This is a genomic window from Streptomyces sp. NPDC042364 (assembly GCF_056437585.1).
Map to the genome: position 1 here is coordinate 237,766 of NZ_JBWKAJ010000006.1, position 23,205 is coordinate 260,970.

General features: G+C 71.1%; 16 protein-coding genes. 12 read left to right on the forward strand and 4 right to left on the reverse strand.

Features of this window, described 5'->3' with window-relative positions; genetic code table 11:
- Positions 1-65 precede the first annotated feature (65 nt).
- Positions 66-1,553, forward strand: a complete 1,488-nt coding sequence (locus AC067N_RS15290; RefSeq protein ID WP_478679341.1) for an aminopeptidase P family protein — start codon at positions 66-68, stop codon at positions 1,551-1,553.
- Between the two features lie 162 nt (positions 1,554-1,715).
- Here AC067N_RS15290 and AC067N_RS15295 read toward each other — a convergent pair whose 3' ends face one another.
- Both AC067N_RS15295 and AC067N_RS15300 read right to left on the reverse strand, forming a co-directional pair.
- Positions 1,716-2,549 carry a triphosphoribosyl-dephospho-CoA synthase gene (locus AC067N_RS15295; protein WP_478679342.1) on the reverse strand — a complete coding sequence of 278 codons (834 nt, stop codon included), beginning with the start codon at positions 2,547-2,549 and terminating at the stop codon, positions 1,716-1,718.
- Positions 2,550-2,558: 9 nt separating this feature from the next.
- The gene (locus AC067N_RS15300; protein WP_478679343.1) at positions 2,559-3,509 is read right to left on the reverse strand and encodes an intradiol ring-cleavage dioxygenase; all 951 of its coding nucleotides are present in this window, start codon (positions 3,507-3,509) and stop codon (positions 2,559-2,561) included.
- Between the two features lie 730 nt (positions 3,510-4,239).
- Between AC067N_RS15300 and fxsA the strand changes: the two genes are divergently transcribed.
- From fxsA to fxsT, 4 genes are all read left to right on the forward strand, one after another.
- Positions 4,240-4,437 carry an FxSxx-COOH cyclophane-containing RiPP peptide gene (gene fxsA, locus AC067N_RS15305; protein WP_055538757.1) on the forward strand — a complete coding sequence of 66 codons (198 nt, stop codon included), beginning with the start codon at positions 4,240-4,242 and terminating at the stop codon, positions 4,435-4,437.
- Positions 4,438-4,476: 39 nt separating this feature from the next.
- Positions 4,477-6,885: an FxsB family cyclophane-forming radical SAM/SPASM peptide maturase gene (locus AC067N_RS15310; protein WP_478679344.1), complete on the forward strand. Its 2,409-nt coding sequence runs from the start codon at positions 4,477-4,479 to the stop codon at positions 6,883-6,885.
- Positions 6,886-7,120: 235 nt separating this feature from the next.
- Entirely contained in the window at positions 7,121-8,368 is a 1,248-nt protein-coding gene (locus tag AC067N_RS15315) for a TIR-like protein FxsC (RefSeq protein WP_478679345.1), read from the forward strand.
- Between the two features lie 102 nt (positions 8,369-8,470).
- A complete protein-coding gene (gene fxsT / locus AC067N_RS15320) occupies positions 8,471-12,442 on the forward strand; it encodes an FxSxx-COOH system tetratricopeptide repeat protein (protein WP_478679525.1) in 3,972 nt (1,323 codons plus the stop codon).
- Between the two features lie 177 nt (positions 12,443-12,619).
- Here the strand turns inward: fxsT and AC067N_RS15325 are convergent, their stop codons facing one another.
- Entirely contained in the window at positions 12,620-13,483 is an 864-nt protein-coding gene (locus AC067N_RS15325; protein WP_478679346.1) for an alpha/beta fold hydrolase, read from the reverse strand.
- Between the two features lie 478 nt (positions 13,484-13,961).
- Entirely contained in the window at positions 13,962-14,408 is a 447-nt protein-coding gene (locus AC067N_RS15330) for an ATP-binding protein (protein WP_478679347.1), read from the reverse strand.
- A 354-nt stretch (positions 14,409-14,762) separates the two neighbouring features.
- On the opposite strand from AC067N_RS15330, the gene AC067N_RS15335 reads away from it, so the two are divergent.
- From AC067N_RS15335 to pheA, 7 genes are all read left to right on the forward strand, one after another.
- Complete coding sequence (locus tag AC067N_RS15335; RefSeq protein ID WP_478679348.1) at positions 14,763-15,542, forward strand: hypothetical protein; 780 nt, start codon at positions 14,763-14,765, stop codon at positions 15,540-15,542.
- Positions 15,543-15,861: 319 nt separating this feature from the next.
- Positions 15,862-16,623 carry a YcnI family copper-binding membrane protein gene (locus AC067N_RS15340; protein ID WP_478679349.1) on the forward strand — a complete coding sequence of 254 codons (762 nt, stop codon included), beginning with the start codon at positions 15,862-15,864 and terminating at the stop codon, positions 16,621-16,623.
- 118 nt (positions 16,624-16,741) lie between these two features.
- On the forward strand, positions 16,742-17,437 hold the full coding sequence (locus tag AC067N_RS15345; RefSeq protein WP_478679350.1) for an SCO family protein: 696 nt from the start codon (positions 16,742-16,744) through the stop codon (positions 17,435-17,437).
- An 11-nt stretch (positions 17,438-17,448) separates the two neighbouring features.
- A complete protein-coding gene (locus AC067N_RS15350) occupies positions 17,449-17,928 on the forward strand; it encodes a copper chaperone PCu(A)C (protein ID WP_478679351.1) in 480 nt (159 codons plus the stop codon).
- Between the two features lie 68 nt (positions 17,929-17,996).
- Positions 17,997-20,369 carry a copper resistance CopC/CopD family protein gene (locus AC067N_RS15355; protein WP_478679352.1) on the forward strand — a complete coding sequence of 791 codons (2,373 nt, stop codon included), beginning with the start codon at positions 17,997-17,999 and terminating at the stop codon, positions 20,367-20,369.
- Between the two features lie 8 nt (positions 20,370-20,377).
- Positions 20,378-21,817, forward strand: coding sequence for an iron uptake transporter deferrochelatase/peroxidase subunit (gene efeB, locus AC067N_RS15360; RefSeq protein WP_478679353.1), 1,440 nt, complete (start codon positions 20,378-20,380; stop codon positions 21,815-21,817).
- A gap of 146 nt (positions 21,818-21,963) precedes the next feature.
- A complete protein-coding gene (gene pheA, locus AC067N_RS15365) occupies positions 21,964-22,899 on the forward strand; it encodes a prephenate dehydratase (RefSeq protein WP_478679354.1) in 936 nt (311 codons plus the stop codon).
- Positions 22,900-23,205 lie beyond the last annotated feature (306 nt).

Here is a 23,205-nt window from a genome sequence, read left to right on the forward strand (position 1 = left end):
ACGGCCCCTGGGCCCCGTCTCGTGCGACCGTACGATGGACGGGGTCCAGTGCCGTACCTAGGAGGATGACCGTGGCGGACGAGCTCGAGCCGGTGACCCCGGAGAACGAGGCGACCGAAGCCGAGGAGCCCATCAAGCAGCGCAAGAACGGCCTGTACCCGGGCGTGTCCGACGAGCTGGCCGAGAACATGAAGTCCGGCTGGGCGGACACCGAGCTGCACGACCTGCGGCCCGTCGCCCAGGCCGCCGAGACCGCCGCCCGCCGCGCCGCGCTCTCCGCGCGCTTCCCCGGCGACCGTCTGGTGATCCCCTCGGGCAACCTGAAGACCCGCTCGAACGACACCGAGTACCCCTTCCGGGCCTCGGTGGAGTACGCGTACCTCACCGGAAACCAGACCGAGGACGGTGTCCTCGTCCTGGAGCCGAAGGGCGAGGGCCACGAGGCGACGCTCTACCTCCTGCCGCGGTCCGACCGCGAGAACGGCGAGTTCTGGCTCTCCGGCCAGGGCGAGCTGTGGGTCGGCCGCCGCCACTCGCTGACCGAGTCGGAGAAGCTGTACGGCATCCCCGTCTCCGACGTGCGCGAACTCGCCGACAAGCTGCGCGAGGCCTCCGGCCCGGTCCGGGTCGTCCGCGGTCACGACGCGGGCATCGAGGCGGCGCTGACCGACAAGGTCACCGCCGAGCGCGACGAGGAGCTGCGGGTCTTCCTCTCCGAGGCGCGGCTGGTCAAGGACGAGTTCGAGATCGGCGAGCTGCAGAAGGCGGTCGACTCGACCGTGCGCGGCTTCGAGGACGTCGTCCGCGTGCTGGACAAGGCGGAGGCCACCTCCGAGCGCTACATCGAGGGCACGTTCTTCCTGCGCGCCCGGGTCGAGGGCAACGACGTCGGCTACGGCTCCATCTGCGCCGCGGGCCCGCACGCCACCACGCTGCACTGGGTCCGCAACGACGGCCCCGTGCGCTCCGGCGATCTGCTCCTGCTCGACGCGGGCGTGGAGACCCACACGTACTACACCGCCGATGTCACGCGCACGCTGCCCGTCAACGGCCGCTACAGCGAGATCCAGCGGAAGATCTACGACGCCGTGTACGACGCGCAGGAGGCCGGTATCGCGGCGGTGCAGCCGGGCGCCAAGTACCGCGGCTTCCACGATGCCGCGCAGCGTGTGCTGACCGAGCGGCTGGTGGAGTGGGGGCTCGTCGAGGGCCCGGTGGAGCGCGTCCTGGAGCTGGGTCTGCAGCGCCGGTGGACGCTGCACGGGACCGGGCACATGCTCGGCATGGACGTGCACGACTGCGCGGCGGCGCGGGTGGAGACCTACGTCGACGGCACGCTGGAGCCGGGGATGGTGCTGACCGTCGAGCCCGGACTGTACTTCCAGGCGGACGACCTGACCGTCCCGGAGGAGTACCGGGGGATCGGCGTCCGGATCGAGGACGACATCCTGGTGACGGAGGACGGCAACCGGAACCTGAGCGCCGCGCTTCCTCGCCGAAGTGACGAGGTCGAGCTGTGGATGGCGTCCCTGAAGGGTGCCGGACAGGGCTGAGAGTCGGCGTTGGCCGGGGTGCCCTTGCGGGGTGCTCCGGCCATCGTCGTTTGTCTGCGGGTGGGTGGGGATTACTCGCGCAGTGCCCCGCGCAGGGGCGCGGGGAGCTGCGCGAGGAACCACGAACCACCCGCACCCGCCGACGAGAGGCGCACCCCCGAGTCACCGGGCGCCCCTGCCCGATCGCATCGGCAGCCCGTCGGCGAAGAGCGCCCCGGCGAGCAGTGACCCGCTGCCCCGCGGACTCCACCCGCGCTGCTGAAGGTCCGCGTCGAACACGGCCAGGGCTCGGCGGCCGGCCCCCGTGGTCGTGCCGCCCGCGTCGAGGACGCCGCGGGCGGCCGCCTGGACGTGGCGGAGGCCGTGGGGGCCCGCGGTGTAGAGCAGTCCGGTGTCCTGGAGGGTCGACATGACCGTCAGCAGGGCGTCGAGACGGGCGTCCTCCTCGCGGGCACCGGCGGCGCGCGCCGCGGCCAGGGCGTCCAGGGCCCGGCGTACATGGGGGAAGCCGGCGCGGGCCTCGCCCCGGGCGCCGGCCGCGCCGTACTTGACGGAGACCGACGACCCCGGGGAGGGCCGCCGGGGTGCCCTTCGGTCGGGGTGGGCGGCGATCTTCTTCGCCGTGGCGACGAGTTCGCGGCCCCGGGCGCCCGGTTCGAGGGCCGCCGCTGCGACCAGCAGGCCGAGGACCCAGGTGGCGCCCCGGTGGCCGCCCCCGGCAAGGGCCAGTGAGTGCTCGGTGGAGCGCCCTATCGCGCCGAGTTCCGTGCGGAGTCCGGCCGTCGGGGCGCCGTTGCGGCGGGCACAGGCCGCCATCGCCGCGAGGCCGGGGAGCAGGGCCTTCGCCGACCAGCGCAGGGCGCGGTGGTCCTGGCGGGTGACGCGGGCGCGGAGGTCGCGCGGGTCGGGCAGCCCGGGTTTGGGAGTGAGTTCCAACTGCCGGGTGAGCGCGGTCACGGCGGCGTGCGCCAACGTCTCGTCCTCGCGGCTGCTCATGGCCGTACCTCACGAAGCGGTCGCGGGGGCGGAGGCGGCGTCGGTCGAGGCGTCCGACGGGGGGTCGGCCGGGGGCTCGCCCGAAGGGGGCGCACCTCCCTCGCCGCCGCCGTTTCCGGCGCCGGTGTTCTCCGCGTCGGGGTCGATGCCGAGGGTGAGGAAGCCCAGGTAACCGCGGGCCGGGTTGCCCTTCCTCACCGCCTTGAGGGTCAGCAGGCCGCCGGCGGCGCCACCGCCGTCGTAGACCATGTCGTCGTCGAGGGTGGTGTAGCTGCCGGTGTGCCGGGAGTACGGCTCCAGGGTGAAGACCTCCCGGGCGATCTCGTCGTCGAAGAAGAACTGGCCGGTGTGGTTGACCTTGCCGCCCTCGTAGGTGCCGTCCTCCTTCTCGCCGCCGGTGTGGACCTTGACGTGGATGTGGCAGGTACGGGGGGTGTACCAACCGGGGAAGACCGTCTGGAACTTGACGACCCCGTTGGCGTTGGCGATCTGGTAGCCGCGGAGGTAGGTGTCGTCGTCGGCGGTGGAGCCGTCCTCGCTCTCGGCGGGGGCCGAGCCGCCCGGGTTGGCGGTGGTGTAGCCGGAGTAGTAGCCCCACGCGTCGCAGTGCCAGATCTCCACGGCCGCGCCGGGGACCGGGGTGCAGCCGTCGGTGGCGTCGACGACCGTCAGCCGCAGGGTGAGCGGGACGCCGCTCTTTCCCTCGGTGATGTCCTTTCGTACCAGGGCGCCGTCCAGGTAGTACGGCCCCTCGGTGACGCTCGTCATCAGCGTCATGCAGGCGCTGCCGCTCGCACTCGTCGCCGAGGCCGTGGCCGCCGTCTCCGCCGCGCCGGTCGTCTCGTCCGCGAGCGCCGACCGGTGGCCCGCGACGGCCAGCCCCCCGGCCGCGACCGTCCCGCCGGTCACGGCGAGAGCGCGGCGCCGCGTGATCGTTTTGCTTGCGTGGTGTCCCGTCATGCCGCAGAACCTAGGGACGCAGTCCGTCACCGGGCTGGGGGGTGGCTGTGCGGGCGCTGAGAGAGGGGGCAGGCCGGACTGCGAGAGGTGCAACCGTTCACCGGGGCCGTGGCGTCGTCACTTTGCGCGACCCCTGTGGAGGGGCTCGGCACTGCGGAGAGTGACGTTTCCTGATCTCGCCTGAACCCGGCGCAGGCATGGCCGCGCCCAGGGGGTGGGGCAGGGAAGGCAGTCAAGTCGCCTGGGGGCGCACTTAGTTGCGGTGGGGCGCGGAAGGGTGCGCTGCTGCCTGTTGCGTGCTTCAAGCTCGGTCAAGTGCGCTACCCGGAGGACCGATTTGTCCGTGTGACCGGCCGGTCGGATGGTAAAGAATGAGCAAAAGCCTTCCGGGGTTACGGTCGGCTCGCGATCGTCGTGATTGCAAGGTTGACCAGGAGTCAGGGCGGTGGCCTCGGCATTGGCGACAGAGGGAGGTGCGGGTGTTCACCCACCAGTGTGACCTGCCTCACGTTTATCTGCTGAAGTCTCGTGGACGAGCCCCCTCGCGGCCAATCCTGGCGCTATCGTCAGCACGCAATCAGACCGGCTGGCACCTGACGCCGCTCGTCCAGTCGGCCCCTGCAACACCCTGGCTCGGCCCTCACGACAGGCGGTTCCCGTCGGCTGGTGCTTCAGTTATCGAAGGCCATACAGGTCAGCACCTGAGGTGCTGTCAGAAGATGAGGTCCGAATGAACGCTTCCCTCGACATCGCGGCCGAAGAGCCGGGAAAGCCGACCGCTGTCGGCCCTGAGCGGGTTTCACTTGTGCGTCTGGCTGCGCAGAGTAGCGGTGCGCTGTCCCCGGCGGTGACTCGTGCCGTATCGAACGGCGTCGAGCGGCGGGGGCCGGGCAGGGTCGCGGTCGCGGCCTTCCAGAGCTCGGTCTGATCTCATCGATCACCATCGATCGGAACCGACACACCTCTCATGACACCTATGGGCCGGCCAACCCACCCCTTACGCCAATTCGTGCTCAAAATGCACAGCCGCTGCGATCTGGCATGTGACCACTGCTATGTGTTCGAACATGCGGACCAAAGTTGGCGCGGTCGGCCCATTGTGACGTCCGAAAAGATCCTCGAGGCCACGGCGGAACGCATCGCCGAACATGCCACCACACATGGCCTGGACACCGTTCACGTGGTGCTGCACGGCGGCGAGCCGCTCCTGGCCGGCCGCACCCGGCTGCGCCGAGCGGCCGAGGAACTGCACCGGGCGCTCAGTGGTGTGTGCGCCCTGGACCTGCGTATCCACACCAACGCCGTAACCCTCGACGAGCGGTTCCTCGACCTGTTCGACGAGTTCGACATCAAGGTCGGCGTCTCGCTCGACGGCGACAAGGCCGCGAACGACCTCCACCGCCGCTACGCCAACGGGCGCAGCAGCCACGACCGGGTCCTACGGGGCATCGCCCTGCTCGACCGGCCCCGCTACCGCCACCTCTTCGCGGGCATCCTGTGCACCGTCGACGTGCGCAACGACCCGGTGGCCGTCTACGACGCGCTCGCCGAACTCCGGCCTCCCCGAGTCGACTTCCTCCTCCCGCACGCCACCTGGGACGAGCCCCCGCTCCGACCGGCCGACGACACGGACGGCACGGCGTACGCACGCTGGCTGCTGGCGGTGTACGACCGCTGGCTCGCGGACGGCCGCCCCATGGACGTACGTGTCTTCGACTCCGTCCTGCGCACCCTGCGCGGCGACAGCAGCCTCACCGAGTCGCTGGGGCTGGCCCCAGCAGACCTGGCCGTGATCGAGACCGACGGCAGCTTCGAGCAGGCCGACTCGCTCAAGACGGCCTACGACGGCGCCCCCGCCACCGGCATGGACGTGATCACCCACTCACTCGACGAGGTGGCCGCGCACCCGGGCCTCCTCGCCCGGCAGCAGGGGCTCGAGGGGTTGTCGGAGCAGTGCCGGGCCTGCCCGGTCGTGCGCTCCTGCGGCGGTGGGCTCTACGCCCACCGGTACCGGACCGGCAGCGGCTTCCTCAACCCGTCCGTGTACTGCTCCGACCTGCTGCGCCTCATCACCGACATCCGGGACCGACACATGTCCGACCAGTCCGTCCAGCCCGCGCTCGCCGACGAGCACCTCGACGAACTGGCGGCGGGCCTCGGCTCCACCGCCACCACGGACCTGCTGGCCCGCCACCAGCTCGCCCTCGGGCGCGAGTTGCTGGGCCTCGTCTGGCACGAGACACCGCACACCCCGCTGGGCGAGGCCGCCTGGGAGACGCTCACCCGCCTCGACGGCACTGCCCCGGAGTCCGTCGACCGGGTCCTCGCCCACCCCTACGTACGTCCCTGGGCCCTCCGGTCGCTGCGGGGTGACCCGGAAGCGGCCGACATCGCCATGCGCGGTGTCGCGGAGATCGCCGCGTCCGCCGCGCTCCGCGCCGGACGGGCGGAGGCCGTCGTCGTCCCCGTCCGCCACGGGGCGCTGCGGCTGCCGACGCTGGGCACGCTGGCGCTGCGGGACGGCGTCGAACGCGCCGAGGTGCGCGCGAACGACGAAGGCTTCACGGTCGGCGCGGACGGGCAGACGTACACGGTGTGCTGGAAGGGTCCCAGGGATCCCGCCTGGCGGGGGAACCGAAGGTTCGAGCTGGACGGCTGGGCCGTCGCGCTGGAGGACACCGACCCCTGGCGGGACTGCCACGGACACCCGGCGCACCCCCGGCTCGCCGAGGACGAGGCCGAGGCATGGCGGGCCGGGCTGGCCGGCGCGTGGGCGTGGATCCGCCGCGAACTTCCGCAGTACGCCCCGGGCATCGCCGCCGGACTCCAGGTGGTCACCCCCCTCCGCCCCTCCTCCGACGGCTCCGACATCAGTTCGGCGGCCCGCGACGCGTTCGGGGCCGTCGCCATCGCCCGCCCCGCCGGGCCGGAGTCTCTCGCGCTGCTGCTCGTCCACGAGTTCCAACACGTCAAGCTGGGTGCCGTACTCGATCTGACCGACCTCTACGACCCGTCCTGCGAAGAGCTGTTCTACGCGCCGTGGCGCCCTGATCCCCGCCCCCTCGAGGGGCTGCTGCAGGGGACGTACGCCCATCTCGCGGTCATCGACTTCTGGTTCGCCCGGTGGCGTTCCGCCGCCGGCGACACGGCCCGCGACGCCGAGGTGCAGTTCTGCCGCTGGCGGGACCAGACGGCCGAAGCGGTGGAGACGCTGGCCGGGTCCGGTGCGCTCACTCCTGCCGGGGAGCGGTTCGTTGCGGGGATGCGGGGGACCCTCCGGGGCTTCATGACGGCCGAGGTCGGGGCGCGGGCGCTGCGGGCGGCTCGGGAACTGGCCATGCGGCATCGGGGCGCCTGGGAGGAGGAGGCACGGTAGCGCCCGCGGAGCGAGCGGCGGATTCCGCCTGCGGCGCCGGGACTTCCAGGCTGCTCACACGCCACTCGCGCCGCCGCGCACCGGCTCGGACCCTCACGCTTCGCGTCGGCTTTCCCGGCATCCCGTTGCCAGAACATGGCCTTCCGAGGCCGAGTCGGGTGTGTTCGTCCTGTTCCGAACAGGACTTGCGGCTTCCTACACTGGGGGCCCAGTCACGGAGCGTCGGGGGGCATACGTGCAAGGAGCCGGTCTGGCCAGAGGGGGGAGCAGTCCTTACTTCTTCCTCAGCTACGCGCACACACCGAGTCATGACTCGGGCGGTAGCGACCCCAATGTGTGGGTGAAAAAGCTGTTCGACGGTCTGTGCGAGCACATCATGGGGCTGACCGACCTGCCCCGGGGCGCGAAGGTGGGGTTCCTGGACCAGAAGATGTCGGTCGGCACCAAGTGGACCGACGAGTTGTCCATGAACCTGGCGCGCTGCAAGGTGTTCGTACCGCTGTACTCACCGCGCTACTTCACGAGCCAGCAGTGCGGCCGTGAGTGGTGGGCGTTCTCCCAACGCCAGGTCACCCAGCGGGCGCGCGGCGGCCCGGTGCGGGAGAACACGATCATCCCGGCGTTATGGGTGCCGGTGGAGCCGGCCCAGATGCCCCAGGTGGCCAGGGATCTGCAGTTCAACCACGCCGCGTTCGGGCAGGACTACGCGGACGAGGGCTTCTACGGACTGACCAAACTCCGGTACTTCAGGGACGAGTACGAGCGGGCCGTGTACCGGCTGGCCAAGGAGATCGTGCGGGTGGCCAACGAGGCCTCGCTGGAGGAAGGCAAGGTCTCCAAGGAGTACGAGTCGCTGCCGGCCGCATTCGGATCGGACGAACGGCCGCCGGAGTTCGACATATCCGTGCTCGCCTGCACCCGCTCCGATCTGCCGCAGGGACGCAAGCCGGACTACTACGGGGACCAGCCCCACGACTGGAACCCGTACCACCCCGAGTGCGCCCTGCCGCTGGGCGACCACGCGGCGGAGCTCGTGCGCACCAGGAACTACAAGGTCAACATCGGAGTGCTCGACGAGAGCGCCCGGATGCTCAACGAGGGCGGCCCGAAGGCGCCCGGGCTGATGCTGCTCGACCGGTGGGCGCTGGAGTCCCAGCGGAGCAGGGAGCTGGTGGGCCGGCTGTGCGGGGAGCAGCGGCCCTGGATCAGCGTCATGACTCCCCGGCACAAGGACGACGTCGTGACCGCCGAGCGGGAACGTGAGCTGGACGAGCTCACCTACCGCACGCTCGTGTCCCGCACGACGGACCGGTCCGGCCACTACTCGGCCCACGGCAGCATCCATGACCTGGACTCCTTCGGCAACGAGCTGCACCGGGCCGTGACGTCGGCCGTCCACTACTACTGGGAGAACGTCGAGACCTATCCACCGGAGGGACCACCGAGCGAGCCTCCACGGCTGAGGGGGCCCGACCTGGGTTAGCGAGCCCCGGGTGACGGACCCCGGCAGCACCACCTGGCACGACCACCGAAAGGCGCGCGACGAGCGAGGCCGAAAGAGGCCGACAGGGCGGAGGGCATGAGCATGACCAAGAGCCGCAACGGCACCGTGATCACGTTCTACTCGTACAAGGGCGGCACCGGGCGGACCATGGCGCTCGCCAACGTGGCCTGGATCCTGGCCGCCAACGGCCACCGGGTGCTGGCGGTGGACTGGGACCTGGAGGCGCCGGGCCTGCACAAGTTCTTCCACCCCTTCCTCGACGCACAGTTGCTGCGGGGGACCCCCGGGCTGATCAACCTGATCGACGAGTACCGCCGGGAGGCGCTGCGCAACCTGCCCGACCGGGCGCCGGACTGGCACCGCCACTACGCCCGGGTCAGGCCGCACGCGCTGTCGTTGGACTGGGCCTTTCCCGAGGGCGGCAGTCTTGACTTCCTGTCCGCCGGCAAACGGCACCGGGACTACCCGATCGTCGGCAACATGGACTGGGACCGCTTCTACGCGAGTTACGGCGGCGGCCAGTTCTTCGACGCGATGCGCGACGACATGCAGCGCTACTACGACTACACGCTGATCGACAGCCGGACGGGCCTGAGCGACCTCGCGGACATCTGCACCGTGCAGATGCCGAACACCCTGGTCGTCTGCTACACCCTGAGCGAGCAGAGCATCGAGGGTGCCGCCGCGGTCGCGCAGGACATCAGGGAACTGCACGGCGAGAAGGGCATCCGCATCCTGCCGGTCGCCATGCGCATCGACCTCGGTGAGAAGGACAAGCTGGACGCCGGCCGCGCCCGCGCCCGGGAACGCTTCTCCGGGCTGCCCTCCGGCCTGAACGCCGACCAGATGGCCGACTACTGGGCGACGACGGAGATCCTCTACCAGCCGTACTACGCCTACGAAGAGATCCTCGCGGCCTTCGGCGACCCGCCGAAGTCGGCCAACTCCATGCTGAGCGCCTGTGAACGGCTCACCTCCGTGATCACCGAGGAGCGGGTCACCAAGCTGCCGCCGATCAGTGAGGCGAAGCGGGCCCAGTTCAAGGCCGCGTACACCCGGCAGCGGCCGGTACCGCTGTCCCAGCTGACGCTCTACTACGTGTCCGAGGACCGGATGTGGGTGGACTGGCTGGAGTCGGTGCTGCGCGGTGCCGGTTTCGAGGTCGTGCCGAAGAACGTCCAGACGATGCCGACGGCCGAGATCGGCGCCGAGGCCATGCCGGGCGGCGCGCACCGGGTGCTCGCGGTGCTCTCGCCCAGCTTCGTCGACTCCCGCCGGGCGCGGGTGGCGTGGGAGGCGGCGGTGCACTCCGGCGGCTCGGAGAAGCGGCAGCAACCGGTGTCGATCCGTGTCGACGACGTGCAGATCAGCCTGCCGTTCGCCGGACGCGGCGTCATCGACCTCAAGGGCCTCAACGAGACCCAGGCGTACAGCGCCCTGCTGAACGGCCTCGACCGCCCCGAAGCCGTCTCCACCGTCTCCCCCAGCTCGCGCGGCCTGCGCTTCCCCAGTGTGGGCCGGCGGGTCTCCAACGTCCCGGCCCGCTACCGGTGGTTCACCGGCCGCTCCACGATCCTGGACAAGCTGCGCGAGCAGCTGACCACGAACCGCCCCGGACAGCGTGTGCCGCAGGTGCTGCACGGCCTCGGCGGTGTGGGCAAGACACAGCTCGCCCGCGAGTACGCCCACCGGTTCATGGCGGACTACGACGTGGTGTGGTGGGTCGACGCGGAGCAGCCCGAACTGGTGATGCCGAAGCTGGCGGCGCTCGCGCAGCACCTCGGCCTCGGTGTGGGCGAGGACGTCAAGGAGGCGGCCGAGGCCGTGATCCAGGCGCTGCGGGAAGGGGAACCGTTCAACCGCTGGCTGTTGATCTTCGACAACGTCGAGGATCTCGACAAGGTGCTGAACAAGTTCCCGGAGTACACCGCTCCGGTCCCTGACCACGTCTACGGCCACCTTCTGGCGACCACCCGCACCCGGCCCACGCTGCCGAAGGTCCAGCCGCTGGAGGTGGAGGTCTTCACCCGCGAGGAGAGCGTGGAGCACCTGTGCCGCCGGGTGCCGGGGCTGAGCGAGGAGGACGGGGGGCTGGTCGCCGACGCGGTGGGCGACCTGCCGCTCGCCATCGAGGTCGCGGCGGCCTGGCTGGAGGCGACGGCCACGCCCGTCGAGGAGTACATCGAGCAGCTGCGCGAACAGTCCACCCAGGTGCTCTCCGTGAAGGAGGCGGTGGAGGCGGTGGAGTACCCGAGGTCCGTGGGCGCCACGTGGAACATCTCCATCAACCGCCTCCGCGACGAGTCACCGGCCGCCGCCCGCCTCCTCGAACTCTGCGCGTTCTTCTCGGCCGAGCCCATCTCGATGAGCCTCATCGGCAGCGACGCGATGATCAAGGCGCTGCTGCCGTACGACCGGGACCTGCGCGCCCGCTACATGCTGGGCCGGGTCACCCAGGCACTGAACCGCTTCGCCCTGGCCAAGGTCGACTCGACCGACAACTCGATCCAGGTGCACCGCCTCGTCCAGGCCGCCGTGCGCGACGGCATGGACGACGTGAAGTTCGATGACACGATCCATGAGGTGCACCGCATCCTGGCCGCCGCCCGCCCTCCCGAGGAGGCCCTGGACGACCCGGCCCAGTGGCCGGGCTTCGAGGTGATCTGGCCGCATCTGACGCCCTCCAACATCCGCAACTGCTCGGAGGAGGAGCCGAGGCAGCTGATGGTCTACCGCGTCCGCTACCTGTGGAAGCGCGGTGACCTGCATGCCGCCCGCACCCTGAGCACCCAGCTCAACGAGTTCTGGTCGGACGAGTTCCCGGACGCCAACGACGAGCAGATACTCAATCTCCGCTTCGAGCTGGCGAATGTGCTGCGTTCGCAGGGGCAGTACCAGGAGGCCCTCGACCTGGACGAGAAGACCCTCGCCGACCAGCGGGAACTCCTCGGTGACGACCACCCGAGCATCCTGATCACCTCCGGCAGCTTCGCCGCCGACCTCCGCGCGGTGGGCCGCTTCAAGGAGGCCCTTGACCTGGATCAGCGGATCTACCGGGGCTTCCGTGAGATCTTCGGCGAGGACCACCCCCGTACCCTGTCCGCCGCCAACAACCTCGCCATCGACTACCGGCTGGCCGGTGACAGCGAGCCCGCCCGCCGGCTCGACGAGGACACCGTCCGGCGCCGTACCGCGCTGCTCGGGCCGCTGCACCCGTACACCCTCACCACCAAGGGGCATCACGCGCGCGACCTGCGGGAACTGGGCGACTACAAGAACTCGGTGGAGATCCTGCGCGAGGTGCGCGAGGGCTTCAAGCAGGTCCTGAACCCGAACGTGCCCGAGGTGCTGCGGGTCGACAAGAGCCTCGCGGTCTCCCTGCGCAAGGACGGCCAGATCGCCGAGGCGCTGCGGATCACCCAGGAGACCTGGGAGACGTACGCCCTGTACCGCGACCGCTACGGCAGCACCATTCCCGAGGCCCTGGCCTGCGGGCTCAACCTCGCCGCGGACTACTTCGCCACCGACCCGGACAGCGGTGCCGCGCGGGCGGTCGAGCTGGTCAACGAGGTGCTGGAGGGCTACAGGACCTCCTTCGGCCCCGAGCATCCGTTCGTCATGTACTGCCTCAACAACCTCTCCATCTACTACCGGGCCCTGGGCCAGGTGGAGAAGGCCGCCGAGTTGAGCAGGCAGGCCCGTGACGCCCTCGCGGAGGACCTCGGGGAGGATCACCCGGCTGTGCTCTGTGCCGGGATCAACCTCGCCAACGCCTACGGGGAGATGAACCTGTACGACCGGGCCGAGCACTGGGAGCGGCTGGCCGTGGAAGGTCTGCGCCGCCGCTTCGGCCCCACCCATCCGGACGTCCTGGTCAGCACCGGCAATCTGTCGATCACCCTGCGGGACATGCGGCGCCAGGAGGAGGCCGAGCGGCTGCAGCAGCAGGCCGAGTCCAGATCGTCCGTGCTGCTGGGCGACACCCACCCCGTCACCGAGGCCATCCGGGTGGGGCGCCGGGTGGGCAGGGACCTGGAGCCGCAGCAGACCTGATCCGGGAAGGTCCGGAAGGCCGGCGCTCCCGTGGAGCGCCGGCCTCCCCTCTCGGTCGGAGGTCGTGTGCCTCGTGCCGCGGCAGGCAACGTTTGCGACCGTACTTGGGCTTGTGCCCGGTACGGCGAGAGTGCGTGCCGGGCCTCGTGACGGGGCGAACGCTGCCTGTTTGCGGCACTAGCTCACGGCCCAGCTCAGGACTCGGGTCAGTACCCGCAGCGCGCCGAAGTGGGCGGCGCCCTGCTCCACCTCGACCTCCGCGTCCGGGATGTGCCGGCCCAGCCACCGGGTGTGCTCGACGGGGGCGAAGATGTCGTCCTCGCCGTGCCAGAGCTTCACCGGGGTGTTGATCCGGCCCAGATCGAACCCCCACCCCGTGCTGAACGCCATCACGTCGTCCACCCAGCCGTCGGCTGAACTGCGCAGCCCCTCCGCGAAGTTGCGTACCAGCATGTCCTGGATGCCGGCGTCCGCGACGATCCACCGGTCCGACTCCGGTAACCCGCCGGCCATCTCGGCGACGGACGCGGCGGGGTCGGCGAGGATCGACCGCGAACGGCGCCCGAGGGTCGCGGTCACCCGGTTGCGGCCGATGGCGGCGTTCACGTACTCGCGGACGTTCGACTCGGTCATCCCCTCGAACCAGTCCAGCCCGAGCGCGTCCCGCGGGGCGAGGCTCACCAGGGCCGCCACCCGAGTCGTACGGTCCGGCAGCAGCGCGGCACAGGCCAGCGCGTGCGGGGCGCCGCCCGAGCGGCCGACCACGGCGAAGCGGCCGATGCCGAGCGCGTCCGCGATGTGCCTGACATCGGCGGCGGCCGCGCTGACGGTACGGCCCGGCAGCCGGTCGGAGTCGCCGTACCCCGGCCGGTCGAAGGTGATCAGCCGGACGCCCAGGTGGTACAGCACCCGTTCACGCGGCGCGGGCCCGAATCTGCTGCCCGGCGTGCCGTGCAGCAGGAAGACCGGCCGACCGGCGGGATGCCCGCCGTCGTTGACCGACAGGCGCCGACCGTCCGAGATACGCACCGTGAGCTGCATTCGCCATCCCCTGTCGTCCCGTCCCGCCCGTGTGCCCCGCCAATCCCCGCCCTCGCCCGTCGTCAACCGCCAGGGCGGGCACGGACCTGGGGCCGCGCCGGACGTCGGCGGTGGAGAGCACCGGGGGAGTCCATGCCCTCGGACGCCCCGGGAGAGGAACGCCCGGGACGCGGTGGCGTGCGGCAGGAGTACTTCGTGGCACGAGTACTTCGTGGGGGGAGGCAGGTGTCGTACGGCTGGGCGCGGTCGTACGGGGTGGTGCGGTCGGCCGAGGCACGCTGTCGTACCGCTTGGCGCCGTCGGTCACGCGCGCCGTCGGCGCGGGTGCCTTCGCACAGGCCACGGCTGCCGTTTCCGGTGACTTGCTGTCGGCCCGTGACCGGGTCCCCCTCACCGGTGGACACCCGTGCTGGTCGCCAACTCCCCCATCCGGCCAGTATGCAACCGGGACGGCCACCCGGCCCAGACCGCGAACCCGCTACACCGCCACGAGCGGTGCGCCCTCCCGCCATTTGAGGATCTTGTCGAAGCTCACCACGGCACCGCCACGGCCCGGCTTGTTGCCGATGTGGACATGGTCGGCGAGTTCGCGGATCAGACAGAGGCCGCGGCCGTTCTCGTCGTCGGCATGGGCCGGGCGGGGCGGCTGGCGGTGCGGGAAGCCGGGGCCGGAGTCGGCGACCTCGATACGGCACTTCTCGCCGTCGAGGTACGCGGTGACCCGGTACGCCTCGGAAAGGCCGCCCGAGGGGGCGGCGCCACCGTGCTCGACGGCGTTGGCACACGCTTCGCTGAGGGCGACGGAGAGGTCGTAGGAGACATCCGGGTCGACGCCCGCCGTCTCCATCGTGCCGAGCAGCAACCGCCGGGCCAGCGGCACGCTCGCAGCCTCACGCCGCAAATGGAGTGACCACCAGATGCTCATGCTCCAGCCTCCCGGCCGCGGCTCGACATACCGTTACGTATTGCCACCGAGACGCGCGCGCAATCGCCCGGAACCGGCCCTCCCGCCCATACGGCGGATGCGTCCCCGTCACATTCGGTGTATGCGGACGAAACCCTTCCGAATCCCCCACCACTTCCACACCTCGGCCCCCGGGAACAAGGGGCACGGGCAGACGTCCGAAATGCCCCGACGAGGGCATTTGCAGGAACTACCACAAAGCCCCCTCCCTCCGGGTGTCACACCCCGCATGAACACCGGCCCCTCCTGTCCCGTACCTCCCCGCGGGAACCCGGCGCTCCCCCGACCGCACCCCGATGGGATGATGACCCCGCCATGAAAGCCCGCACGCGCACCGGAGGTGATCTCCGGGTTCTACGGGCCGCGGTGTTCGCCGCGGTCTGCGTCGTGCTGGCCGGGGCCGGCCACGCCCTCGCCTCGTGTGCGACGGTCCCGCTGTGGAGCCTCGGCGTCGGATTCGGCGGTGTCTTCGCCGTCGCCGCCACCCTGGCCGGACGGGAACGCTCGCTTCCGGGGACTGCGGCCCTGCTCGCGGTGGGCCAGACCGTGCTCCACACCCTCTTCGGGCTGGGCCGGCACGGCGCCGAGGCCACGTCCAAGGCCACCGCTGCCATGGACACGGCGCTCGTCGAACGCGCCGCCCGTCTCGTCTGCGGGACCACCGCGGCGGCCATGAGCCCCGCCGAGGCCCGACGCGTCCTCATCGATGCCGGGCTGGGCGGCACGTACGCCACGCACCATCCCGCGGACGCCATGACGGCCGCGCCGGACTCCTCGGCCGCCGTTCTGCCGTCACTGCCCATGCTGCTCGGCCATGTCCTCGCGGCCGTCGCGGCCGGGTGGCTGCTCCGCCACGGCGACCTGGCGCTGCTCCGCCTCGCCCGGCTGTCGGCCCTCGAGCCGCTCGTACGGTCGCTGCGGGGGGCGCTCGCACTGGCGCGGGCCCTGCGGTCCGGGCTCCCGGGCGCGCCGGACGCCGTAACGCGTGCCCCTCACGCCACGTGCGCGACATTGCCGGCCCCGCGTACGACCGCTCTCCACCACACCGTGATCCGACGCGGCCCCCCGACGGCCGCGCTCATCCTCGCCGCCTGACACGACGACGGCCCACTCGCACTCACACTCCACGCGCTGCACGGCTTGGCATCGCAGGGCTTCGCCCTGTGCCACCTCGCGTCGCCTCGCACGGGGGGGGAGGGGGGACGCCGGCGTGCGGCGCACGCGCGTGTGCGGGTGCGGGTGCGGTGCGGGGACGGGGGCCGTGCGGGTGCGGGCAGTTCCGCACTCCTCGCCCTTCCTCTCGCCCCTCCTCGCCCCCTGTCTCAGCTGTCGAGCCCAGATGTCGAGCTCAGCTGTCGAGGCGCGCGTTTCCCCTTTTCTTCTCCTACTCACTCACCGTGGAGTGTCACCAGCCATGAAGGCTTCTCGTATCACCGCCGTCGGCGCCCTCGCCGGTTCCGCCGTCCTCGTTCTCTCCGGTCCCGCGTTCGCGCACGTCAGCGTGGCGGCGGAGGGCACGGCGGCCAAGGGCGGATACGCGACCGTCAACTTCAAGGTCCCGAACGAGCGCGACAACGCCTCGACCACCAAGGTCGAGGTGAGTTTCCCGGCCGACCATCCGCTCGCCTCGGCCCAGCCGGAGGCCGTCCCGGGCTGGAAGATCAAGGTCACCCGGGCCAAGCTCGACAAGCCGATCGAGCTGCACGGCGAGCAGATCGACGAGGCCGTGTCCAAGGTCACCTGGACCGCCACCGGCAAGGGCATCGAGCCGGGCTACTTCCAGAAGTTCCCGCTCTCCCTGGGCCAGCTCCCCGAGGACACCGACGAGCTCGTCTTCAAGGCGCTGCAGACGTACTCCAACAAGGAGGTCGTCCGCTGGATCGAGGTCCCGCAGAAGGACCAGGAGGAGCCCGACTACCCGGCGCCCGTCCTCGCGCTGTCCGCCGCGTCCGACGACCACCACGGCTCGTCCACCTCCACCACCGCCTCGGACGGGTCGGACGGGTCGGACGGGTCGGATGCGAAGAACGCCGGGGCCGCCTCCGACGAGACGGCGGCCGGGCCCGCCGACAGCAGTGACACCACCGCCCGCGTGCTCGCCGTCGTCGGCATCGTCGTCGGCGCCGTCGGCGTGGCGTACGGCGTCCTCGCCGGCCGTCGGCGCACCGACGCCTGACGCCCGGCTCCCCCCTCCCTCCCCCGGCGCGCACGCGGTCGCCGTACGGCGCGTGTGTCCGCCGTCGCGGCGCACGTCCCGTGCGTGCCGGGGCTCGAACCATCTGGGACTTTTCCATATGCGCACGAACACCAAGAACACGAACACCAAGAACACGAAGAAGACGTACGCGGCCGGCGCCCTGCTCGTCGCCGCCGTCCTCGGCCTCTCCGCCTGCGGCAGCGAGGACGCGTCGACGACATCGGTCGCCGAGGTCTCCGACACCGGCCCGGCCGATGTGTCCACGGTCCTCGACCGGCCGTTCGTCAAGCCGGATCTGGTGCTCACCGACACCGAGGGCAAGCCGTACGACCTCCGCGAGGAGACCGAGGGCAAGCCGACGCTGATCTACTTCGGCTACACCAACTGCCCCGACGTGTGTCCGCTGACCATGAACAACATCGCGGTCGCGAAGAAGGAGGCGTCGAAGAAGCTGCCGAAGTCGGAGCTGGCGGACCTCCGGATCGTCTTCGTCACCACCGACCCGGAGCGGGACACCGCGGCCGAGCTCGGCAAGTGGCTCAAGGGCATCGATCCCGAGATCGTCGGTCTGACGGGCGACTTCGACAAGATCCAGGCCGGCGCCCTCAAGCTCGGCATCTCGGTGAACCCACCGACCAAGGACGAGAACGGCAAGACCGTCTCCGAGCACGGCACCCAGGTCATCGCGTTCTCACCGAAGACCGACGCGGGCTATGTGCTGTACGACGACGACGCGACCGTGCAGGACTACGAGAAGGACCTGCCGAAGCTGCTCAAGGGCGAGAAGCCGTGAGGCCGGCTTCCGTGCCCGCGGTTTCCGGGCGGCGTGGGCTCGGCGCGGTGGCCCTGGTCGCGGCCGGCGGGCTCGTGCTGGCCGGGTGCGGCTCGTCGGACTCCGCCGGTTCCTCCGCGGCGGAACTCTCCGTGAAGGCGGCGTACATGCCCCAGCCGGTCACCGACTCCATGGCGGCCGGATACCTCGTCATCGAGAACAAGGGCGGCGCCGCGGACGAACTCACCTCCGTGACCAGCGACCTCGCCCAGGACGTCACCGTCCATGAGACGGCCGGCCGGTCGATGCGTGAGGTCTCGGCCCTGAACGTCCCCGCCGGTGGCGAACTCGTCCTCCAGAGCGGTGGAAACCACCTGATGTTCGAGAACCTGAAGCGCAAGCCGAAGGAAGGCGAGACGGTGTCCCTGCGGTTGAACTTCACCAAGTCCGAGGCCATCACGGTCGAGATGCCCGTGAAGTCGGCGACGTACCGGCCGACGACCGGCCACTGAGGGAGGGAACCCCGTTGAGGCCCTTGAGCGGGTTGCGGCCGTGGAGCCGGTCGAGACCGTCGAGCGAGGTGCGGCGCTCCAGCGCGGCGTGGTGGTCGGGAGGTGGTGCCTCGCCGTCGCCGAACCGGCTGAGGCCGCTGCTTCTGCTGCTCGCCGTGGTGGCGGTGGTGCTCGCCGGCGCCGTGCCCGTCTCCGCGCACGCCGCGCTCACCGGCAGCGACCCGCAGCAAGGGTCGGTCGTCCAGGAGGCGCCGTCCCAGGTGTCGCTCACCTTCTCCGAGAAGGTCGCGATGTCGGACGGGTCGGTGCGGGTGTACGACCCCAAGGGCAAGCAGGCCGACACCGGTGACGTCACCGACCTGGGCGGCAACAGCTACGGGGTGAGGCTGCGCCCCGGGCAGCCCGACGGCACCTTCACCGTCACCTACCAGGTGGTCTCGGCGGACAGCCACCCCGTCTCCGGCGCCTTCACCTTCTCCGTGGGGGCGCCCTCGAAGACGACGGTCTCCGTGCCGGGCCAGGAGGCCGGCGGCGGGGTCGTCGGCGGGCTCTACGGCTTCGCCCGCTATCTGTCGTACGCCGGTTTCATCCTGCTGGTCGGCGGCGCCGCCTTCGTCCTGGCGTGCTGGCAGCGCGGCGCCGGGGTACGCCCCGTACAGCGCCTCGTGGTCTCCGGCTGGCTCACGCTCGCCGTCGCCACCCTCGCGATGCTGCTCCTGCGCGGCTCGTACACCGGCTCCGGCGAGTTCGGCGACGTCTTCGACCTGGACCTGCTCAGCGATGTCCTCCAGACGAAGACGGGGGCCGCCCTCATCTCCCGTCTGCTGCTGCTCGCCGCGGCGGCCCTCTTCATCGCGGTCCTCTTCGGCGCGTACGCCCGGCGGGACGAGGAGGACGTAGAGAGCGACGGCGAGAGCGACGTAGAGAGCGACGTCGAGGGGATGTCGGCTCCGGAGGGGACGAAGAAGGAGAAGAAAGCGGACGACGCCGCGGAGTGCGGCGCGGAGCCGGCGGAGGAAGACGGCGGGGAGCCGACAGGGGGTGCCCCCCGTGTCGTGGCTGCCCGGAACTCCGGGGAGGCGGGTGCCGAGGAAGAAGGTCCCGGGGACGGCGACGAGCCCTCCGACGTCGACGACGACTCCTACCAGCGGGACCTCACCTTCGGTCTGGCCATCGGCGGGGGCGTCGTCGCCGCCGGGCTCGCCGCGAGCTGGGCGATGGCCGAGCACGCCTCGACAGGAATCCAGACCGGCATCGCGATGCCCCTCGACATCCTGCACCTGCTGGCGGTCGCCGCCTGGCTGGGCGGTCTGGCGACGCTGCTCGTGGCGCTGCTCCGAGCACCCGCCGACGCACAGATCGAGACCACGGCCGTGCGCCGGTTCTCACGGGTCGCGTTCGGCAGTGTGCTGGTGCTGGCGGCCACCGGCCTGTACCAGTCCTGGCGGCAGACCGGCACCTGGTCGGCGCTGACGGGCACGTCGTACGGGCAGTTGCTGCTCGTGAAGATCGCCCTGGTCACCGTACTGGTCGGGATCGCCTGGATCTCCCGCCGGTGGACCGCGCGGCTGGCGGATGCACCGGCGTCCACGGAGACCGCCGTGGAGGCGGGGTCCGATGCCGGACGGGAGCCGGTGGCCGCCCTGGCGGAGCGGGCGGGGGCATCCGGCACGCCCGGCGAGGAGGCGGCGCCCGCCACCGGGCGGGCCAGGACCACCGCAACCTCGTCCGCTGCCGATGGCGCTCGCGAAGCCGTCGGCGCCGGCGAAGGTGGCTTCGCGAGCGAAACCGTCGGCGGGGGCAAAGGTGGCGGCAGGGGCGAGGCCGTCGGCGCCGGCGAAGGTGGCGGTGACGGTGGCGGGAACCCCGAGCGGGCCGCCCAGCTCGCCCGGCAGCGGGCCGCGATGGCCACCGCGCGCGAGAAGCGGCTGCGGGACGCCGATCCGGGCCGTCGGGGCCTGCGCCGGTCGGTGCTCGCGGAGGCGGGCGTCGCCGTCGTCCTTCTCGCCGTCACCACGGCGCTGACCTCCTCCGAACCCGGCCGCACGGTGGAAGAGGCCAAGGCGGCCAACGCGGCCGTCGCGCCGGACACCCAGTCGGGGGCCCTGGCGCTGGACATGTCGTTCGACACCGGCGGCAAGAACGGCAAGGGCGTCGTCCGGCTGGAGATCGACCCGGCGCGCGTGGGCGCCAACGAGATGCACGTCTACGTCCAGGGACCCGACGGCAAGGCGTACGACATCCCCGAGGTGAAGGTCGCCTTCACCCTGGAGGCCAAGGACATCGGCCCCCTGCCCGTGGTGCCCGACCACATCGCCGCCGGGCACTGGACGGCCGACGGTCTACAGATCCCCATGGCGGGCGACTGGAACATCGAGGTCACCGTGCGCACGTCCGACATCGACCAGGTGACCGTGAGCAAGAACGCGAAGATCGGCTGAACCGCACCATGACCGACCAGTCCACCACTGCCCCCTCCGAGGGGAACGGCCCCGCCCGCAACAGCGCGACGAGAAGCGTCGCCGCCGGCAACGGGACGGCCAAGAACTCCGCCACCCGGAACGGCACGACCGGAGGCTCCGCCACGGGGAACGGCTCCGCCGCGTCCCCCGCCGCGAGGATCTCCGTACCGGCCGAGGGGACGATCTCGCGCCGCCGTCTCCTCGGTACCGCGGGTGCCACCGGCCTCGCCCTGGGCGCGGCCGGGGGAGCCGTCGGATACGCGGCCGGGTCCTCGCTCTCGCCCTCCACCGCGAAAGAGGCCGTCCCTCTCTCCTCCCTCGGGGCGGGCGAGGTGATGTTTCACGGGAAACATCAGCCGGGGATCACGACGCCGCTCCAGGCCCGCGGCCATCTCGTCGCGTTCGACCTGGCCGCCGGGGCGGGTCGCAGAGAGGCGGCCGCCCTGCTGCGCCGCTGGTCGGAGACCGCCCGGCGGCTGATGGCGGGCGAGGCCGCGGCCCAGGGCGACACGGATGTGGCCCGCGACGCGGGGCCCTCGTCGTTGACGGTCACCTTCGGCTTCGGGCACAGCTTCTTCGCCCGTACGGGGCTGGAGAAGCAGCGCCCGGACTCACTGGACCCGCTGCCGGACTTCTCGTCCGACCGGCTGGACAAGGCGCGCAGCAACGGTGATCTGTGGGTGCAGATCGGCGCCGACGATGCCCTCGTCGCCTTCAACGCCCTGCGCGCGATCCAGAAGGACGCGGGCGGCGCGGCCCGGGTGCGCTGGCAGATGAACGGCTTCAACCGTTCGCCGGGTGCCACGGGCCGTCCCATGACGGCACGCAACCTGATGGGGCAGATCGACGGCACACGCAATCCCAAGCCGGCCGAGCCCGACTTCGATGAGCGGATCTTCGTACCCGCCTCCGGGGCGTCCGGCGACCCGGCGTGGATGGCGAACGGCTCGTACGCCGTCGTACGCCGTATCCGCATGCTCCTCGACGACTGGGAGCGGCTGTCGCCGAAGGAGCAGGAGGACGTCATCGGGCGCCGGAAGTCGGACGGCGCCCCGTTGAGCGGGGGCGCGAAGGCGACGGAGACGACCGAGATGGACCTGGAGAAGACGGATTCCCAGGGCAACCTCCTCGTTCCGATCAACGCGCACGCCCGTATCAGCCGCCCCGACCAGAACGGTGGCGCGGCGATGCTGCGCCGCCCCTTCTCCTTCCACGACGGCATCGACGCGAAGGGCGTACCCGACGCGGGCCTCCTCTTCGTCTGCTGGCAGGCCGACCCGCTCCGCGGCTTCGTCACCGTCCAGCGCAAGCTCGACCGCGGCGACGCCCTCTCCCCGTTCATCCGCCATGAGTCCAGCGGCCTCTTCGCGGTACCGGGCGGCGCGGCGCAGGGGGAGTACGTGGGCCAGCGGCTGCTGGAGGCCTAGAAAGCTCGTGAAGATCTTGGCGAGCCTTCCAGGGGACGTCCGGTGCGGTGCCGTGGTGGGGGCGCTCCGTGCCGTGGGTCGCCCGCGGGGGTGGGTGTGGACGGTGCTCGTGCCGCATGCCCCTGTGGGCCCATTAGGGTGAGGTCATGCCAGCCAGCTACGTGTACCTCGGCCCCGAGGGCACCTTCACCGAGGTCGCCCTGCGCACGCTGCCGGAGTCCGCGACCCGCGAGCTCGTCCCGATGGTGTCCGTCCCCGCAGCCCTCGACGCCGTCCGCACCGGCGAGGCCGAGGCCGCCTTCGTCCCGATCGAGAACTCCGTCGAGGGCGGTATCACCACCACCCTCGACGAGTTGGTCGCCGGCGCGCCGCTGATGATCTACCGCGAGGTGCTCCTCTCGATCACCTTCGCGCTGCTGGTCCGGCCGGGCACGAAGCTTTCCGAGATCAAGACGGTCACCGCGCACCCGGCCGCCCAGCCGCAGGTCCGCAACTGGATGAAGGCGAACCTGCCCCCCGACGTCGTCTGGGAGTCCGCCGCCTCGAACGCCGACGGCGCCCGCCTCGTCCAGGAGGGCCGTTACGACGCCGCCTTCGCCGGCGAGTTCGCGGCCTCGCGGTACGGCCTGGAGGCCCTGGAGACCGAGATCCACGACGCGGAGAACGCCCAGACCCGGTTCGTCCTGGTCGGCCGTCCCGCCCGGCCGGCCGCCCCGACCGGCGCCGACAAGACCTCCGTCGTCATCTGGCAGCGCGACGACCACCCGGGCGGTCTGCGTGATCTGCTGGGCGAGTTCGCCGTCCGCGGCGTCAACCTCATGCTGCTCCAGTCCCGCCCGACCGGTGAGGGCATCGGCAACTACTGCTTCGCCATCGACGCCGAGGGCCATATCTCCGACCGCCGGGTGGCCGAGGCGCTGATGGGCCTCAAGCGGGTCTGCCTCCAGGTGCGGTTCCTCGGTTCGTACCCCCGTGCGGACGCCGCCGTGGCGGAGGTACGGCCCACCCTGCCGGGGACCTCGGACGACGAGTTCGTCGCCGCCGCGGACTGGGTGGCTCGCTGCCAGGATGGCCGGTTCTAGGCCACCCGACCTGTCCTACCTGCCTATTTTCTTTGTCCACAGAAGTTATCCACAGGCGGGTCCTCGATCTGGGGACAAGTCGACAGCGCAGCGCCATTCAGTCGACAAGTCGCCTTGCGGGATCTTGCCCTGTCCACACCTCCGTGGATCACCCTTCGCCCATGCGTTTCCCCGAGTCAATCCTTTAGAGCGACCCATTTCCCCACGAATCCACTCGAACGTGGGCGTGAAGGTGGTTTGAGTCGGGAATCCTGAAGTCGACACCCGCCTCCGGAAACGATCATCTCGACCGTCCACAGATCTTTC